This window comes from Nocardia shimofusensis NBRC 100134, assembly GCF_001613125.1.
Taxonomy (GTDB): domain Bacteria; phylum Actinomycetota; class Actinomycetes; order Mycobacteriales; family Mycobacteriaceae; genus Nocardia; species Nocardia shimofusensis.
Genome location: NZ_BDBT01000002.1, coordinates 54,664 through 71,730, shown reverse-complemented (window position 1 = coordinate 71,730; position 17,067 = coordinate 54,664). Strand labels below are relative to the sequence as shown.

General features: G+C 69.1%; 14 protein-coding genes and 1 tRNA gene. 8 read left to right on the top strand and 7 right to left on the bottom strand.

From position 1 onward, the window contains the following. Positions 1 to 88: 88 nt before the first annotated feature. Together NS3_RS28820 and NS3_RS29675 are read right to left on the bottom strand one after the other, a co-directional pair. A complete protein-coding gene (locus tag NS3_RS28820) occupies positions 89 to 643 on the bottom strand; it encodes a hypothetical protein (RefSeq protein WP_157101132.1) in 555 nt (184 codons plus the stop codon). 490 nt (positions 644 to 1,133) lie between these two features. Then, positions 1,134 to 1,877: a hypothetical protein gene (locus NS3_RS29675; RefSeq protein ID WP_067852924.1), complete on the bottom strand. Its 744-nt coding sequence runs from the start codon at positions 1,875 to 1,877 to the stop codon at positions 1,134 to 1,136. Between the two features lie 225 nt (positions 1,878 to 2,102). On the opposite strand from NS3_RS29675, the gene NS3_RS02560 reads away from it, so the two are divergent. Continuing rightward, a complete protein-coding gene (locus NS3_RS02560) occupies positions 2,103 to 2,411 on the top strand; it encodes a hypothetical protein (RefSeq protein ID WP_157101131.1) in 309 nt (102 codons plus the stop codon). An 87-nt stretch (positions 2,412 to 2,498) separates the two neighbouring features. Here NS3_RS02560 and NS3_RS02555 read toward each other — a convergent pair whose 3' ends face one another. From NS3_RS02555 to NS3_RS02545, 3 genes are all read right to left on the bottom strand, one after another. Further along, positions 2,499 to 3,479, bottom strand: a complete 981-nt coding sequence (locus tag NS3_RS02555) for a ribose-phosphate diphosphokinase (RefSeq protein WP_067852922.1) — start codon at positions 3,477 to 3,479, stop codon at positions 2,499 to 2,501. After that, complete coding sequence (gene glmU / locus NS3_RS02550) at positions 3,479 to 4,966, bottom strand: bifunctional UDP-N-acetylglucosamine diphosphorylase/glucosamine-1-phosphate N-acetyltransferase GlmU (protein ID WP_067852921.1); 1,488 nt, start codon at positions 4,964 to 4,966, stop codon at positions 3,479 to 3,481. The genes NS3_RS02555 and glmU overlap by 1 nt, the downstream gene beginning before the upstream one ends. A 90-nt stretch (positions 4,967 to 5,056) precedes the next feature. Continuing rightward, positions 5,057 to 5,127, bottom strand: a tRNA-Gln gene (locus NS3_RS02545). A 288-nt stretch (positions 5,128 to 5,415) separates the two neighbouring features. On the opposite strand from NS3_RS02545, the gene NS3_RS02540 reads away from it, so the two are divergent. From NS3_RS02540 to NS3_RS02520, 5 genes are all read left to right on the top strand, one after another. Further along, a complete protein-coding gene (locus tag NS3_RS02540) occupies positions 5,416 to 6,039 on the top strand; it encodes a TetR/AcrR family transcriptional regulator (RefSeq protein ID WP_067852920.1) in 624 nt (207 codons plus the stop codon). Positions 6,040 to 6,224: 185 nt separating this feature from the next. Continuing rightward, complete coding sequence (locus NS3_RS02535; RefSeq protein WP_067852918.1) at positions 6,225 to 6,872, top strand: TetR family transcriptional regulator; 648 nt, start codon at positions 6,225 to 6,227, stop codon at positions 6,870 to 6,872. A gap of 274 nt (positions 6,873 to 7,146) precedes the next feature. Beyond that, a complete protein-coding gene (mfd, locus tag NS3_RS02530; RefSeq protein ID WP_067852914.1) occupies positions 7,147 to 10,758 on the top strand; it encodes a transcription-repair coupling factor in 3,612 nt (1,203 codons plus the stop codon). A gap of 197 nt (positions 10,759 to 10,955) precedes the next feature. Next, a complete protein-coding gene (locus NS3_RS02525) occupies positions 10,956 to 11,588 on the top strand; it encodes a nucleoside triphosphate pyrophosphohydrolase (RefSeq protein ID WP_084495006.1) in 633 nt (210 codons plus the stop codon). Positions 11,589 to 11,773: 185 nt separating this feature from the next. Continuing rightward, positions 11,774 to 12,727 carry a phosphodiesterase gene (locus tag NS3_RS02520; protein ID WP_157101130.1) on the top strand — a complete coding sequence of 318 codons (954 nt, stop codon included), beginning with the start codon at positions 11,774 to 11,776 and terminating at the stop codon, positions 12,725 to 12,727. Here NS3_RS02520 and NS3_RS02515 read toward each other — a convergent pair. Then, positions 12,675 to 14,126 carry a stealth family protein gene (locus tag NS3_RS02515; protein WP_084494985.1) on the bottom strand — a complete coding sequence of 484 codons (1,452 nt, stop codon included), beginning with the start codon at positions 14,124 to 14,126 and terminating at the stop codon, positions 12,675 to 12,677. The genes NS3_RS02520 and NS3_RS02515 overlap by 53 nt on opposite strands. Before the next feature lie 377 nt (positions 14,127 to 14,503). Between NS3_RS02515 and NS3_RS02510 the strand changes: the two genes are divergently transcribed. Both NS3_RS02510 and NS3_RS02505 read left to right on the top strand, forming a co-directional pair. Next, a complete protein-coding gene (locus tag NS3_RS02510; protein WP_067852913.1) occupies positions 14,504 to 14,959 on the top strand; it encodes a hypothetical protein in 456 nt (151 codons plus the stop codon). Positions 14,960 to 15,028: 69 nt separating this feature from the next. Further along, on the top strand, positions 15,029 to 15,604 hold the full coding sequence (locus tag NS3_RS02505) for a TerD family protein (protein WP_067853501.1): 576 nt from the start codon (positions 15,029 to 15,031) through the stop codon (positions 15,602 to 15,604). Between the two features lie 43 nt (positions 15,605 to 15,647). Here NS3_RS02505 and NS3_RS02500 read toward each other — a convergent pair whose 3' ends face one another. After that, positions 15,648 to 17,045 (bottom strand): MATE family efflux transporter, encoded by a 1,398-nt coding sequence (locus tag NS3_RS02500; protein ID WP_067852912.1) that lies wholly within the window; start codon positions 17,043 to 17,045, stop codon positions 15,648 to 15,650. Positions 17,046 to 17,067 lie beyond the last annotated feature (22 nt).

Here is a 17,067-nt window from a genome sequence, read left to right as displayed (position 1 = left end):
GACCGACGCCGCCGCGCGGGCGACCGGGACCGCCCAGGGGGCAGTTCCGGCCGGATCGGTCCTGGCCGGAAATCGGCTCCGGCCGGGATCAGCTCTGGTTGGGCACGATGTCGGAGTTGTAGAACGCCAGACCGAGCAGCAGGCCGACGATCAGCGCTACCGCGGAGACGATCGCGGCCCACTTACCCAGCGATTCGCCTCTGGTGTGCCCGACCACGCCCAGCACGATGCCGACCGGCCCGAACAGAATCGGGCAGAAGAACAGCGCGACAGCCGCGCAGACGAACCCGATGATCGACATGACCTGCGGACCCTGCCGCTGCGGCTGTTCGGCGCCGAACGGTTCGTATCGGGGCTGGTATCCCTGGTAGCCGCCCTGCCCGGGTACCTGCGGTTGCCCACCGGCCGGCGGATATCCCGGATACCCGCCCTGGCCTGCGCCCGGATAGGGCTCATGGCCCGCGCCCGGATACGACGTCTGCCCGGCGCCCGGATACGGGGGTTGCCCCTGACCGGGATAGGGCGGCTGCCCCTGCCCCTGCCCCTGCCCCTGCCCCTGCCCCGGGTACGGCGGCGGCTGGCTCGGGAAGCCGGGCTCGCCCGGATAGGCGCTGGTCTCGTTCGGCTCACCCCACCTGGGCATGCCTGTGGACGACCCCGCTCCGGCGGGCGGCGGTGTTGTGCCGGAGGGCGGTGTTGTGCCGGAGGGCGGTGTCGTGCCGGAGGGCGGTGTCGTGCCGGAGGGCGGTGTCGTGCCGGAAGGCGGTGTCGTGCCTGACGACGGCGAACCTCCGGATCCCTTCGACAACGACGGCGGCGTCGCCTCGCGCTCCGGTGGTGTGGCGCCGGCGTGCGGGTCGCTCTGGTCCTCGGGGTTCTTCGGATCGGTCATGGACGCTCTCCTGGTCGTGTCGGCATCACCAACGCTTGGAGTACCACCTGGCCCGCGTCTTTATCGCCGATCGGCCGGATCGACCGCGAGACCGGCCCGTCGACGGCACGCGAAGTCCGAACCAGTATCGACCCGGGATATCTCCGCGGCCGGTAGGCGACATCGGGGATTCGCTGTTCGGACGATCTCGATTCAGGACCCCGAGTGCGAGTCCGGCGGACCGATCCGAGGGGCGGGATGCTCAGACCGACCAGATCGCGCCCGCCACGAACAGGATCACCAACAGCACCAGCGCCAGAATCACCCCGTTGGTGATCGCCGCGCCGAGCCCTAACGACTCCTTCTTGTTGTGTCCGACGATCCCGAGCACGATGCCCGCGGGCGCGGTGAGCAACGCAGGAAAGCCGCACAGCATCAAGATCGCGGCCACGCTCGCGGCCGCGAGGGCGAAACTCATGATCGAGAAGATCGGCGTCGGCGACTCCAGATAGCCGTGCGGGGTCGGCACACCGGGCGGACTGTAGACCGGTGGCGGAACGTAGGCACCGGGGTACGGGGCGCCGTACGGTCCGGCCGGAGGAGCGGGCGCGAACCCGCCCTGCGCCGGATACGGATTCCCGGGCGGCGGGGGCGGCGCGGCATACGGCGACTGCCCCGAGTATCCCGGCTGCCCCGAGTATCCCGGGGCGGAGGACGGCGGCGAGGGATACCCGGTGTGCGGGCCGTACTCCGAGGGCGAGCCGTACGACGCCTGTTGTCCGGGCGGCGCCGGCTGGGCGGGGTACGAGGGGTAGGAGGGATATGAGGGGTAGGCCGACGGCGGCGTCCCCGGCACCTGATCTCCGGCCCCGCCGAAACCGGGCGCGGGCGCCTGCGGAACCGGCGAACCGGTCGGCTGTGCGAGCAGCGTCGGGTCCGCCTGGGCCGGATCCGGTCCAGGCTTTTCGAGATCGATCCCCGGTCGGGGATCCTCCGGCGTCGTCATGACGTTCCCCCCTTCTCGGCCTGCGGCAGCGCGATCGGCCGTCGACAGCATTCCATGCGTACCACGGACCTCGGACATCGCGCACGCCGCACGGGCCCGAGTCATCGGCTCATCTCTTGCGTACTCGGCTGTTCGCCAAGACGCTGCGAAGTCGAAAGTGGTTGTCCTACAGCGGATTACCATGTTTTCTTTGCCCCAAGAAATAGGGACGACAGGAGGAAGACTGTGCGGCGAACCTTGACGAGCGGCCTCGCGGCGGCGGCGATCACCCTTGCGGCGGCAACGGGCGCGGGCCAGGCCGCCGCGGCTCCCGGCCTGCCCCTCGAACCGATGACCGGCACCGCGGTCCAAGAACTCGGCGACACGGCGGGCGGCTCCGGCTCGGGCTTCATGCCCATCGAGATCCCCCAGGTCGGCCCGGAAGCGGGCTCGGCCGCATACGGCGCCTACTCCGTCCTGTTCCTCATCATGGCCACGCTGTCCACCCTGTCCGCCGGGCCGCAGAACGGCTGTGACGTATTGCTCTGCGGATAGCGCTGGAAGGCCGATAAGCGACGAAGGCCGATAAGCGACGAAGGGCGGTCCCGGATCATCCGGGACCGCCCTTCGCGCGTCGAAATACTAAGCGTTGCCGTTGAAGAGCCCGGTGACCGAACCGTTCTCGAAGACCTCGCGGATGGTGCGGGCCAGCAGCGGGGCGATGGACAGCACCGTCAGCTGCGGGAACTTCTTGTCCTCGGTGATCGGCACGGTGTTGGTGACCACGACCTCGCGGGCGCCGCAGGCGGCGAGACGCTCGGCGGCGGGCGCCGACAGCACGCCGTGGGTGGCGGCGATGACGACATCGCCCGCACCCGCCTCGCGCAGCACGCGCACGGCCTCGGCGATGGTGCCACCGGTGTCGATCATGTCGTCGATCAGGATGCAGGTGCGGCCGTCGACGTCACCGACCGGACGGTGCGACTTCACCTGGTTGGGCACCAGCGGGTCGCGGGTCTTGTGGATGAACGCCACCGGCGCGCCCTCGAGGGCATTGGCCCACTTCTCGGCGACCTTCACGCGACCGGCGTCGGGGGAGACGACGGTGATGTTCTCCAGGCTGTAGTTCGCCCGCACGTGCTCGGAGAGCTGGAACAGCGCGTGCATGTGGTCGACCGGGCCGTCGAAGAAGCCCTGGATCTGATCGGTGTGCAGGTCGACGGTGATGATGCGGTCCGCGCCCGCGGTCTTGAGCAGGTCGGCGACCAGGCGGGCGGAGATGGGCTCGCGGCCGCGGTGCTTCTTGTCCTGACGGCCGTAGGGGTAGAAGGGCAGCACCGCGGTGATCCGCTTGGCCGAACCGCGCTTGAGCGCGTCGATCATGATGAGCTGTTCCATCAGGTGCTGGTTCACCGGAGCCGGGAAGCTCTGCAGTACGAAGGCGTCCGAGCCGCGCACCGACTCCTCGAAGCGCACGAAGGTCTCACCGTTGGCGAAATCGCGCGCGGTCTGCGGGGTGACCTGGACGTCCAGTTCCTTGGCGACCTGCTCGGCGAGCTCGGGATGAGCGCGTCCGGAGAAGAGCATCAGGTTCTTCTGATTATCGATCCATGATGCGGTCACTACTGTTCGCCATCCTTTTGCTCTGTTGCCTGACTTGATTTCTCATCGGCCGCGAGGGCTCGAGCCGCCGCGATCGCCGCCGCGGTTCCCGGCCGATTCCGCGGCACCCAGTTCTCGAGGTTCTTCTGCGGCCCACCGGACACCGCCAGAGCTCCTGGCGGAACGTTCCTGCGCAGTACAGTACCCGCCGCCGTATAGGCGCCGTCACCCACGGTCACCGGCGCGACGAACATGGTGTCGCTGCCCGTGCGCACGTGGGAACCGACCACGGTGTGATGTTTGGTCACCCCGTCGTAGTTGACGAACACGCTGGACGCGCCGATGTTGCTGTGCTCACCGATGGTCGCGTCGCCGACATAGGTCAGGTGCGGAACCTTGGAGTGCGCGCCGATCGAGGCGTTCTTGGTTTCGACGAATGCCCCGAGCTTGCCTGCCTCGCCGACGGTGGTGCCCGGCCGCAGATACGCGAACGGTCCGATGCTCGCGCCGGGGCCGATGGCCGCGCCGGAACCGTGCGTGCGCACCACCGACGCGCCGTCGCCGACCACCACATCGGTCAGCGTGCTGTCCGGACCGACCTCGGCGTCCTCGCCGACGACGGTGTTGCCGAGCAACTGCACGCCCGGCCGCAGCACGGCGTCGCGACCGATCCGCACGCCCGCGTCCACCCAGGTGGTGGCCGGGTCGATGATCGTCACCCCGGAGCGCATGTGCCGTTCCAGGATGTAGCGGTTCATGGTGCGGGTGGCTTCGGCGAGTTGCACCCGGTCGTTGACGCCGGTGACCTTGGCCGCGTCGACCAGTCGGGCGCCGTGCACGGGATGGCCTGCCTCGTGGGCCAGCTTCAGCACGTCGGTGAGATAGAGCTCGTGCTGGGCGTTGGCGGTGGACAACCGGCCGATCATGGTGCGCAGCACGGTCACGTCGAAGGCGTAGACGCCGGAGTTGACCTCGCAGATCGCGGCCTGCTCAGGGGTGGCGTCGGCGTGTTCGACGATCGCCACGACCTGGCCGTCGGCGTCGCGCACGATACGGCCGTAGCCGTTCGCGTCGTCGGGGACGAAGGTCAGCACGGTCACCGCGGAACGTTCCTGGTAGCTGCGGTGCTCGTCGAGCAGCGCACCCAGCGTGTGGCCGTCGAGCAGCGGCACGTCCGCGGAGGTGACCAGCAGGTCGCCGGTGAAGTCCTCGGGCAGCGAACGCAGCGCGCACCGCACGGCGTGGCCGGTGCCGAGCTGCTGTTCCTGCAGGGCGGGGGTGATCTCGCGGCCCAGTTCGGCCGCGACGTCGGCGACGGCCGCGCCGACCTGTTCGCGGTCGTGGCCGACGACGGTGATCAGATGGGTCGGGTCGATCTCGTTCGCGGCATGCAGCGCGTGGGCGAGCATGCTCCGGCCGGCGAGCGAATGCAGCACCTTGGGGGTCTTCGACCGCATTCGCGTCCCGGCTCCGGCGGCGAGAACGACGACGGCGGTCTGCTGTGGCATGGATCTCCCTCGGGCGCCTGTCCTCGTGCTTGCGTGTGACGTGCGTGGTCGGCGATGTGCGGGGCCGACGATAGTCACGGTGCCGGTGTGCTCCGCCGCCAGGACTCGAACCTGAACTATCTGAACCAAAATCAGAGGTGCTGCCATTACACCACGGCGGACCGTCGCACCGGCGGATGCTGGCGAGCCCGCCGCTGTGCCTCGGCACGAGTGAAATACTCGCACGAGACCCCGTCTCGAGTCGAACCGCCGCACGGCGCGATGCGGTGTCGCGGCGGGGCGACGGCGTACCGGACGGTAGGGTCGACGCCGAGGCGCCGGGGGCATGTGCCACATCGTTCCCGGTGCGCGGCGAGTGAATCGGGACCGGTGACCTCGCCGTCCGTTCATGAGACGCGAGAGGCGGACCAGTGTCGTCGGGTGAGCCGAACCGGGTGCCGCGCCCGCGAATGACGGGAACCCAGCGGCGTCAGCAACTGATCGAGATCGGTCGTTCGCTGTTCGCCGAGCGCGGGTACGACGCCACCTCGGTGGAGGAGATCGCCCAGCGCGCCCAGGTGTCCAAACCCGTGGTGTACGAACACTTCGGCGGTAAAGAGGGCTTATACGCGGTCGTGGTCGATCGCGAGATGTCGATGCTGCTGGACATGATCACCTCCTCGCTCACCCGCAACCGTTCGCGAGTGCGCCTGGAACAGGTCGCGCTGGCGCTGCTCACCTACATCGAGGAGCGCACCGACGGCTTCCGCATCCTGGTCCGCGACCAGGCGGGCACCGGGACCGGCGAGGAGAGCCGGTACTCGAGCCTGCTCAACGAAGCGGTCAACGAGGTCGCCCACATCCTGGCGGGTGATTTCGGCCGCCGCGAGCTCGATCCCGGTCTCGCGACGCTCTACGCCCAAGCACTGGTCGGCATGGTCTCCACCGCCGCGACCTGGTGGCTCGACGTGCGTGAACCCTCCAAGGAAGTGGTCGCCGCGCACCTGGTGAATCTGTGCTGGAACGGTCTGAGCGGCCTCGAGTCCGATCCCCAGCTGGATTCGGAATGGCCCACCGGAGCCGCGGCGGACTGAGAACGTCGGTGGTAACCAGCGGATTGCAGCGCATCTCCGGATGGATGCTCGAATTGGTCGCCCGTCGGCCACCTGGTGGTACGGTTCTCCCAACCTCTGGGTGCTGTTCGGGCGGTATGTCGGTCGTAGTTCAGGATGTCGGTCTACTTCAGGATGGCTGGATTCAGTGATGACAGGCGGATCTGATGGCTAGGCAAGCGCGTGCGGAGATCACCCGTGATTCCGTCCTCGCGGGTGCTGCCGATGTCTTCTTACGGTTGGGCTACGCCAACGCGAGCCTCAGCGAGATCATCGCGCAGTCCAATGTGACCAAGGGCGCCTTGTACTTTCACTTCGGTTCGAAGGAAGAGCTGGCGCGCGCCGTGGTCGATCAGGGCAATGAGCGACTGATCAGCTCGTGCCAGGGTTTCTTCGATACCAGGGTGCCCGCGCTGGAGGCGTGCATCGGCATCACCTACGTCGTGGCCGACCTGTCGATGAACGACCCGATGGTCGGCGCGATGCTCAAGCTGACCCACCAGATCGGTGACTACAAGGGCGCCCAGGGCGACAATGTCGCCAAGACCTGGGGCGAGACCTACCGGTTGCTCGCCGAGCGGGCCATCGCCCAGGGCGACCTGGAATCCGACCTCGATCCGGAGACGGTCGGGATGCTGCTGCACGAGGTGGCCTCGGGCGTCCACATCGTCGCCGTGGGCACCGAGTCGATCGAGCAGATGGCCGCGCGGATGGAGCGGGCCTGGTACTTCCTGCTGCCCGCCATCGTTCCGCCCGAAAAGCTCTCCTACTTCAGGGAATTCGCCGCCCGAAGGTTGCGCCGCTACGTGCCGTAGGGTCGTCGGTCGATTCCGGGACGGTCCTGTCGGCCGGATCGCCGACGACCGCGTCGTGGAGCTGACGGTCCGGGTGGCGATCAGTGAGCAGCCCACCTCTTCCACGGAGAATGTCCGGCATGGCCTCGGTGGGGCGAGCCAGTTGCGCACGCGCCTCGCGGATGCTGAGCTGATCGTCCAGTGCGCACTGCGGGGCGGAGGAGCCGCTGAACAGAGGCGGTGATTAGACTCGACGGGCTGTGCTGAGCGCTCGACCCGGATTCAGGAGTCGTTGATGTCCTCTCGTCCACCACTCGCCGGACTGGCCGCGGTGGCCGGTGCCGACGCCGCGTTGCGCACCGTGTCCGACCTGGTCGGCACATCGACGGTCGAACTGGTGGCGCCCGCGGCGGCCAGGTCGTTCGTCGCGGCGACGCTGGCCAGGAAACGGCCCGTCGTCGTGGTCACCGCCAGCGGACGCGAGGCCGACGATCTCACCGTTGAGCTGACCGAGATGCTCGGCGTCACGGTGGCGCAGTTCCCGTCCTGGGAGACCTTGCCGCACGAGCGGCTCTCGCCCGGCGCGGACACCGTCGGCAGGCGGTTGGCGGTGATGCGCAGGCTGGCCCATCCCGAGGACTCGGAGTTCCCGCCACTGCGGGTGGTGGTGACCACGGTCCGCTCGCTCATGCAGCCGATGGCGGCGGGGCTGGGCGATATCGAGCCGATCGTGCTGCGCGAGGGCGCCGAACTCGACTTCGACGATCTACTGGTGCGGCTCGTCGAGTTCGCCTACACCCGGGTGGACATGGTCGGCAAGCGCGGCGAGTTCGCGGTGCGCGGCGGCATCCTGGATCTCTTCCCGCCGACCGCCGATCACCCTGTGCGCGTGGAGTTCTGGGGCGACGAGGTGACGCAGGTGCGCGCCTTCTCGGTCGCCGACCAGCGCTCGCTGACCGATGTCGAGACCGGCGTGGTGGTCGCCACCCCCTGTCGTGAGCTGCTGCTGACCGAGCAGGTGCGCGAACGCGCCGCCGAGGTCGCCGCGGAGAACGCGGCCGACGCGGCCTTGGTGGAGATGCTCGACAAGCTTGCCCAGGGCATCCCGGTGGAGGGCATGGAGGCGTTGCTTCCGGTGCTGCAGCCCGGTGAACTGCGGTTGCTCACCGAGCTGCTGCCCGAGGGCGCCCACGTGCTGCTGTGCGATCCGGAGAAGATCCGCACCCGCGCGGCCGACCTGGTGCGCACCGGCGCGGAATTCCTGGAGGCGTCCTGGACGGCGGCCTCCTTCGGCGCGGACGCGCCGCTGGGCGCGGGCGGTCTCGACCTCGCCGCGTCGTCGTATCGTCCGCTGTCGCAGATCGCGGACGACGCGCACAGGCGTGACCTGCCCTGGTGGTCGCTGAGCCCGCTGGCCTCCGGCGATCCGGCCGAGGTGGTGCTGCCCGTGCAGCAGGCCCCGACCGCGCGTGGTTCCGAGGAGCTCGTCGCCACCATCTTCGCCTCGCTGCGCGCGCACGTGACCACCGGCGGCCGCGCGGTGGTGGTGGTGGCCGGGCACGGCACCGCCCAGCGCATCTCCGAGCGTCTCGCCGAGGCCGACGTGCCCGCCGCCGCGCTGGAGGCGGGCGCGCAGCCCGAGCCAGGCGTGGTCGGCGTGCTGTGCGGCTCGCTGCACGACGGCGTGATCTTCGACGACGCGAATCTGGTCGTCGTCGCCGAATCCGACTTGACCGGCAACCGCGTCACCGCGCCCGGCGAGGGCAAGCGTCTGCCGGCCAAGCGCCGCAATCAGGTCGATCCGCTCGCCCTCAACGCGGGCGACATGGTGGTGCACGACCAGCACGGCATCGGCAAGTTCGTGGAGATGATCGAGCGCACCGTCGGGGGCGCGCGCCGGGAGTACCTGGTCATCGAGTACGCGCCGAGCAAGCGCGGTCAGCCCGGCGACCGGCTGTTCGTGCCGATGGAATCGCTCGACCAGCTCTCCCGCTACGTCGGCGGCGAGATGCCGAGCCTGTCGAAGTTGGGCGGCTCGGACTGGGCGAACACCAAACGCAAGGCGCGCAAGGCTGTTCGCGAGATCGCGGGTGAACTCGTGCAGCTCTACGCCGCCCGCCAGGCCGCGCCCGGTCACGCCTTCGGCCAGGACACCCCGTGGCAGAAGGAGATGGAGGACGCCTTCGCCTTCACCGAGACCGTCGACCAGATGACCGCCATCGCCGACGTCAAGGCGGACATGGAGAAGCCGGTGCCGATGGACCGCGTGGTCTGCGGCGACGTCGGCTACGGCAAGACCGAGATCGCGGTGCGCGCGGCGTTCAAGGCGGTACAGGACGGCAAGCAGGTCGTCGTGCTCGTGCCGACCACCCTGCTCGCCCAGCAGCATCTGCAAACGTTCACCGAGCGCGTCGCGGGCTTCCCGGTCACCGTGAAGGGCCTGTCGCGCTTCACCGATCCGGGTGAGTCCCGTGAAGTGCTGCGCGGCATGGCCGACGGCGAGGTCGACATCGTGGTCGGCACCCACCGGCTGTTGCAGACCGGCGTGCGGTGGAAGAACCTCGGCCTGGTCATCGTCGACGAGGAGCAGCGCTTCGGCGTCGAGCACAAGGAACACATCAAGGCGCTGCGCACCCACGTCGACGTGCTCACCATGTCGGCCACCCCGATCCCACGCACCCTGGAGATGAGTCTGGCGGGCATCCGTGAGATGTCGACCATCCTGACCCCGCCGGAGGAACGCCATCCGGTGCTCACCTACGTCGGCGCCTACAACGACAAGCAGGTCACCGCCGCCATCCGCCGCGAGCTGCTGCGTGACGGCCAGGTGTTCTACGTGCACAACCGGGTGTCCTCGATCGACAAGGCCGCCAAGAAGATTCGCGACATGGTGCCCGAGGCGCGGGTGGTGGTCGCGCACGGCCAGATGAACGAGGACACTCTCGAACGCACCGTGCAGGGGTTCTGGGAGCGCGAGTACGACGTGCTGGTGTGCACGACGATCATCGAGACCGGCCTGGACATCTCCAACGCCAACACCCTGATCGTGGAGCGCGCCGACAGCCTGGGCCTGTCCCAGCTGCACCAGCTGCGCGGGCGCGTCGGGCGCTCGCGCGAACGCGGCTACGCCTACTTCCTCTACCCGCCGGAGAAGCCGCTCACCGAGACCGCCTACGACCGGCTGGCCACCATCGCGCAGAACTCCGATCTGGGCGCGGGTATGGCTGTGGCGATGAAGGACCTGGAGATCCGGGGCGCGGGCAACGTGCTCGGCGCCGAGCAGTCCGGCCATGTCGCGGGCGTCGGCTTCGACCTGTATGTGCGGCTGGTCGGCGAGGCCGTGGAGGCCTACCGCGCCGCCGCCGACGGCAAGCCGATCACCACCGAGGAGGTCAAGGAGGTGCGCATCGATCTGCCTGTCGACGCGCACATCCCGCCCGATTACATCGCCAGCGACCGCCTGCGTCTGGAGGCCTACCGCAAACTCGCGGCGGCGCAGGACGATTCGGGTCTGGCCGCGGTGGTCGAGGAACTCGTCGACCGCTACGGCCCGCTGCCGGTGGAGGTCGGGCGCCTGGTGTCGGTGGCCAAGCTGCGCCTGCTGGCCAGGGAGTACAGCGTCACCGAGATCGCCGTCACCGGCACCACGGTCAAGATCTCCCCGCTGCTGAACCTGCCCGACTCGAAACAGTTGCGGCTCAAGCGCATCTATCCGACGGCCACCTACAAGGCCGCCAGCGGCGTCGTGCAGTTGCCGTTGCCGCGCGTGGAGGACAGCGTCGGCGCCGACCGGGTGCGTGATGTGACCCTGCTGCAGTTCATCGCCGATCTGTTGCTGGCGTTGGACGGAAAGGCCAAGGGGGCGGTCGATGTGAGCGTGGCGACCGAGGTCGCGGCCGCCCGATGAGCGCTGCTCAGCCGTACGGTTCCGCCGCAGACCCGGGCACCGCTGCACCCCGGAGCTCCACCGAACCCGACAGCTCCACCGAACCCGGCGGCCCCACCGAACCCGGCGGCCCCACCGAACCCGGCGGCCCCACCGAACCCGACAATGCCGCCGATGTGGACCTGGTGTCGGCCGGGCTGTCCGGCGCGGTCGAGGTCATGGATCGCCTGTGGCGTTTCGGCGGCTGGGAGATCACCCAGACCCACGACTCGCTGCGTCCCTACCTGCTCGAGGAGACCTACGAACTGCTCGACGCCATCGGCGAGAACGACGCCGAGACCATCAAGGAGGAACTCGGCGACCTGCTGCTCCAGGTTCTCTTCCACTCCCGGATCGCCGAAGCCGCGGGCGAGTTCACCGTCCACGATGTCGCCGCCGCCCTGGTCGCGAAACTGGTCAACCGCAGCCCGCATCTGCTCGACACGGTCATCGCCCCGGACGCCTCGATCGAGGAGAAGATCGAGGCCCAGGAACGCGCCTGGCAGGAACGCAAGTCCGCGGAGAAGACCCGCCGCTCCTGCCTGGACGGTATCGCCCTCGCCCAACCCGCCCTCGCGCTGGCCGAGAAGGTGATCTCCCGCAGCCGCGCGGCCGGTCTGCCCGCCGACCTGGTCCCCGACGAGCTGCGCGTGGTCCACCTCGGCGGTCCCGACAGCGCCGAGGAACGCCTCCGCAAAGCCGTCCTCGCCTTCGCCGCGAGCATTCGCGCCGCCGAGGACGCCGCCGAAGCCGAACGCGGCGAACGCGCACCCCTCGCCGCCGACGATTGGCGCCGCAACCTGCGGGCGTAGGCGGTGTCCCGCCCGAGCCGCACAGGCGACCACCCACAGGTGTGCGGGCCCGGTTCATCGGTGATCATCCGCCGAGTCACCGACTGGTCACGTGCTGACGGCCGACGAGCCATTCGACTTCGATATTCTTGCGTCGAATACCCGAAACCGACGGTGGTGGTTCCACCGGGAGGGGTGCCAGTCCGGTGCCGATCGACAGAGTCGCGGAGTATCCGCGACCGGATCACGTTCTGTTCCACTTCAGTGACACGCATCTGATCGCCGGTGACGGCGACCTGTACGGGGCGGTGGATGCCGACGAGCGGCTGCGCAGGCTGCTCGCCCAGGCCGAGGCCAGCCGGATCAGGCCGACGGCGATCGTGTTCACCGGTGACCTGGTCGACCAGGGCGAGCCGGACGCCTACGACAAGCTGCGGGCCCTGGTCGAGCCGTTCGCGCGGCGGGTGGGCGCGCCGGTGGTGTGGGTGATGGGCAATCACGACGACCGGCGCACGCTGCGCAGGCGCCTGCTCGACGCGCAGCCCACCGGAGTTCCGTTCGACCAGGTGCACATGTTCGACGGACTGCGTGTGATCGCGCTGGACACCACGGTGCCCGGCCACCACCACGGTGAGATCACCGACGCGCAGCTGGGCTGGTTGCGCGACGTGCTCGCCGAGCCCGCACCGTTCGGCACCATCCTGGCCATGCACCATCCGCCGGTGCCGTGCCTGCTCGACCTGGCCGTCACCGTGGAACTGCGCGAGCAGCGCAGGCTGGCCGAGGTGCTGCGCGGCACCGACGTGCGCGCCATCCTGGCCGGGCACGTGCACTTCTCGACCTTCGCCACCTTCGCGGGCATCCCGGTCTCGGTGGCCTCGGCCAGCTGCTACACCCAGGACCTGTCGGTCGCCGAGGGCGGCCTGCGCGGTCGTGACGGCGCGCAGGCGTTCAACTTCGTGCACGTCTACCCGGACACGGTCATGCATTCGGTGGTGGCGATCGACGCGGGCGCGACGGTCGGCGAGCCCGCCACGCCGGAGCAGGCGGCGTCGCGGCTGGCCGCCGAGGGCATCGTGATCGCTCCGGCGGCTCGCATCCCGCAGGTCATGCGGCGCCGGCAGTCGGCTCCACACGGTGGTGACGAGACGGTTCGCTGATCCGTTCCCACGGCGCCGGATCCGGGAAGTACTCCGCCAGGAAGCGCGAAACCTCCCGCACCCGTTCGGATTCGGCGATCTCCGGAAAGCTGCTGTCGTTGAGGCAGAAGAAGTCCAGGTCACGGCGTTCGGCGATATCGTCGAGCAGGGTCAGCCCGCTGCGCAGCGTGGTGTCGACATAGCGGAAGCGCGCGGTCTCCTGCGGCACCGCGCGACCGGTGAACAGCGCGTAGTAGTGGTAGAGCGAATTGGTCACCGAGATGTCGGTGGCGGAGCGGAACCGGCTGTGACCGGTACGGGCGAAGTCCTCGGGGAACTGCGCTCGCATCTCGTGCAACACGCTGCGTCGCAACGGGACCGGCGTGTGCTCGAGATGGCGGGTGATCAGATGGCCGAACCGCTTCGCCAGCAGCGCCCGGTTCACCCTGGCCGCGTTCTCGTAACCGCTGCGTCGCTCGTTGCTCGCACCGGGCCCGATGCGCAGATCGGCCTCGACGAAACGGCTGATGCCGCCGGGGGTGAAGAACATCGACGGCCGCACCGGTCGGGCGAAGAACATGTCGTCGTTGGAGTAGAGGAAATGCTCGCTGAGCCCGTCGATGTGCTGCAGCTGGCTCTCGACGGCGTGGGAATTGAAGGTGGGCAGGCCGGAGGTGTCGGCGAAGTGGTCGACCGCGCGCACGATCGTCACCTTCGGATGCTCGGCCAGCCAGGCCGGCGGGCGGGAATCGGTGGCGATGAAGATGCGCCGGATCCACGGCGCGTTCTTGTGCACCGATCGCAGCGCGTAACGGAGTTCGTCGATCTGACGGATTCTGGCGTCGGCGTCGTCGCCCTCGCCGACGACCACCTGCGCCAACATGCCGGCCCGGCGGGCGCGCAGTTCGGGGTCGGAGCCGTCCACCCAGGAGAACACGATGTCGATGTCGAAATCGACATCGGTGGCGTGCGGTGCGAACATGCCCGCGAGGGTGGGCCACTCGTGGTCGAACAGGGCGACGTCGGTGAGTTCCCCATCGGCCAGGTCGAACACGGCACGGGTCAAGGCGTTCGGGCGCGGGCAGGACACGGTGTCGCCGTGGTATTCCCACAGTTCCAGCTCGACGTGGTGGGCCGGATCGAGATCGCGGCCCAGGCGCAGTACCCCGGACGAGGCGGTGTCGCAGAAGAATCCGGCGGCCGGCGCGGCGGCGGTCACCCGGTCGGCGATCTCCCGGTGGGCCGCGTCGGCGGCCAGGATCAGCCGGTGGTCCCGGTCGCGTACCAGCAGGAACGGCACGCCCGCAGCGTCGAGTTGCTCGCGCAGCCAGATCAGATCCGCCACCGCCGCCTGCGAATACACGAGATTGCCAGCTACGGGGCCGGTCGAACCCCGTGCTCCCGACGGTCGGTACACCATGTCGTTCTCACCTCACTCACGGCAGGACGCTGCGCCTCTCGGACACAGCGCGTCGTCGACGGGAAGTGCGGTCTTTCCGGCCGGCGCGGAACGAGGTCGGCGGCCCGAGCGCGGCAGGAAAAACAGCACGCAAAAGCCGGACAGCCATCGGCCAGCAATCGAATAACGCCCGGTGAACAGGGCGTCGACTACGAATGATGCCCCGGTGAGCAGAGTCCGTCAATCGCAGCGATCAGCCGTGCGACCACCGTCGGGTGTGATAAGGCTGGTCGCTCGAGCGTGCTGTGTGCGCTCCGATGCACCCGCACGCAGCGGGGGCATCGACCTAGACTGGCAGGGGGGCGGCGACAGCCCGCCGCGCACGACGATCCCACGAGGTGACGCAGTTGACATCCGATCATCCCGAATTGGACGTGCTACCGCAGTGGCCGCAGGAGACCATCGCCGTGCTCGTCACGACCGATCCTGCCCCGCACGCGATTCCGGTGTCCTGGCCGGTGCGCGCGGGTGACCGCCGCATCCTGATCTCGCTGAAGTCCGATCGGGGTTCGCTGGCGCGGTTGCGGGAACGGCCGGAGGTCGCGTTGCTGATCCTCGGTGGCGGGGATGTGGCGTTGTGCGCGCGGGGCGAGGCGAAGGTGATCGCCGAGGAGATGCCCGGCGCACAGGACTACGTCGCCGTTGCGCTGGATGTGGCCGTGATCGACGATCATCGGCAGTCCGCGTTCTCGGTGGCGCAGGGTATCCAGCGCACCGTGCTCGACGAGTTCGAGCTGAACGCGCTGAAGGGCCGCGTCGCGACGCTTCGTGACTGGGCCGCGAACTCGAACTGATTCGCGAACCCGACGGAAAACTGTCACATCGAAAACCCCGTGCGAGGAAGCGCGGACGGAAAGGGGATCATGAGCGTCACACTGGCCAAGGGCGGCAACGTCTCGCTGTCGAAGCAGGCCCCGAATCTGACGAAGGTCGCGGTCGGCCTGGGTTGGGATGTGCGCACCACGACCGGTGCGGACTACGACCTCGACGCCAGCGCCCTGGCATGCGGGCCCAACCTGAAGGTGCTCTCGGACCTGCACTTCGTCTTCTACAACAATCTGCGCTCCCCGGAGGGCACCATCGAGCACACCGGTGACAACCTCACCGGTGAGGGCGACGGCGACGACGAGGTGATCAATATCGATCTGGCGGCCACCCCGCCGTCGATCACCAACATCTTCTTCGCCGTCTCCATCCACGACGCGGACGCGCGCGGTCAGTCCTTCGGGCAGATCCGCAATGCCTCCATCCGCGTCGTCGATCTCAACACCGATGCCGAACTGGCCCGCTACGACCTGTCCGAGGACGCGTCCACCGAGACCGCGATGATCTTCGGCGAGCTGTACCGGCACAACGGCGAGTGGAAGTTCCGCGCCATCGGCCAGGGCTACGCCTCCGGTCTCGGCGGCATCGCCCGCGACTACGGCGTCAACGTCTGACCTCGCGAACTGTCCGGCCGGACTTCCGGCCGAGCTACCCGGGCTACCCGGCCAGGGTCTGCGGCACCCGCCGCGGCCGTGGCCGGGCATGTTCGTCGAGCAGCGCGAAGTAGCGTCGCAACATCAGCACGGCGGTCGCCGCGAGCCCGGCGGTCAGCCCCCACCAGACACCCGCCGCGCCCAGTCCCAGCGGCAGCGCGAGCAGCAGCGCGCACGGCAGGCCGACGCCCCAGTAGCCGATCACCGAGAGCCGGAAGCCCGCGCCGGTTGCCTTCAATCCGCGCAGCAGGCCGGTGCCGATGTTCTGGGCGGCGTCGAAGAACTGCAACACGATGCCGATGAGCAGCAGGGTGCGCGCGACCTCCAGCCCGGCGATGTCGTCGGCGGCCAGGAACGGCCGCAGCACCAGGTGCGGCGCGAGCACATACGCCACGCCGGTCACCACGGCGACCACGCCCGCGTAACGCAGCGCCAGCCAGGCCAATCCACGGGCCCGCTCGTGCTCCTCGCGTGCCACGGCCCGGCTGACCAGGATCGAGGCGCCGTGCGAGATGCCGATGGCGACCTGGAACACGATGTAGATGATCTGGTAGACGACATTGTGGGCGGCCAGCGCGGCCGGGCCGAGGGTGCCCATGACCAGAGCCAGCACCGAGAACATGCCCGCCTCGGAACCGTAGGTGAGCGCGATCGGCGTGCCGAGCCGCAGCTCCGATCCGACCGTGGCGCGACGGACCGGCCACGGCCGCAGCGACAGCATCGGCGCGAGATCGTCGTCGCGCCGCACCATCGCCCAGAAGACGCCGAAGGTGATCAGGAAGACCAGCGAGGTCGCCACACCGATGCCGGTCAGTCCCAGCGCGGGCAGGCCCGCCCAGCCGTGAATGAACGTCAGCGCCAGCATCGCGTTCAGGGCGATCGAGCCGAGTGTCACCGTCAGCAGGGCCTTCGGCCGTTGCATCCCGACGGTGTACTGGCGCAGCACCTGGAACCACAGGCAAGGCAACAGCCCGGGCGCGAGCGCGATCATGAGCGGACGCGCGTCGGCGAGCACGCCCGCGTCCTGGCCGAGCCACGGCAGCGCCCAGCCGAGCCCGACCAGCAGCGCGCCGCCGAGCAGACCGGCCACGGTGGCGATGAGGACGCCGGCGCGCACGATCTCGCGCACCTCGCGCTGCGCGGATTCGCCCCGCTTGCTCGCGCCGCCGACCGCCGCGGCGACTCGATTGCCGGTGCCGGTGATCAAGCCGACGCCCATGGTGCGGATCTGGTTGAACAGCACCAGCGCCAGACCGCCCGCCGCGACCTCGCGGACGCCGAGCGTGCCCATGAGCGCGATATTGGTGGTGGAGACGGCGACCTGTGCCAGTTGGGTGAGCGCGATCGGCGTGGCCAATGCGGCCAGCCGCCGTCCGTCCGGGGTGATCGCGGCGAGATTCATGTGTCCACCTCGTCGGGAACGG

Coding starts and splice junctions, on each gene's coding strand:
- glmU (WP_067852921.1), bottom strand. CDS start 4,966: ATGCCACAGCAGACCGCCGTCGTCGTTCTCGCCGCCGGAGCCGGGACG.
- NS3_RS02505 (WP_067853501.1), top strand. CDS start 15,029: ATGAGCGTCACACTGGCCAAGGGCGGCAACGTCTCGCTGTCGAAGCAG.
- NS3_RS02515 (WP_084494985.1), bottom strand. CDS start 14,126: ATGGTGTACCGACCGTCGGGAGCACGGGGTTCGACCGGCCCCGTAGCT.
- NS3_RS28820 (WP_157101132.1), bottom strand. CDS start 643: ATGCCCAGGTGGGGTGAGCCGAACGAGACCAGCGCCTATCCGGGCGAG.
- NS3_RS02540 (WP_067852920.1), top strand. CDS start 5,416: ATGACGGGAACCCAGCGGCGTCAGCAACTGATCGAGATCGGTCGTTCG.
- NS3_RS29675 (WP_067852924.1), bottom strand. CDS start 1,877: ATGACGACGCCGGAGGATCCCCGACCGGGGATCGATCTCGAAAAGCCT.
- NS3_RS02535 (WP_067852918.1), top strand. CDS start 6,225: ATGGCTAGGCAAGCGCGTGCGGAGATCACCCGTGATTCCGTCCTCGCG.
- mfd (WP_067852914.1), top strand. CDS start 7,147: ATGTCCTCTCGTCCACCACTCGCCGGACTGGCCGCGGTGGCCGGTGCC.
- NS3_RS02500 (WP_067852912.1), bottom strand. CDS start 17,045: ATGAATCTCGCCGCGATCACCCCGGACGGACGGCGGCTGGCCGCATTG.
- NS3_RS02525 (WP_084495006.1), top strand. CDS start 10,956: ATGGATCGCCTGTGGCGTTTCGGCGGCTGGGAGATCACCCAGACCCAC.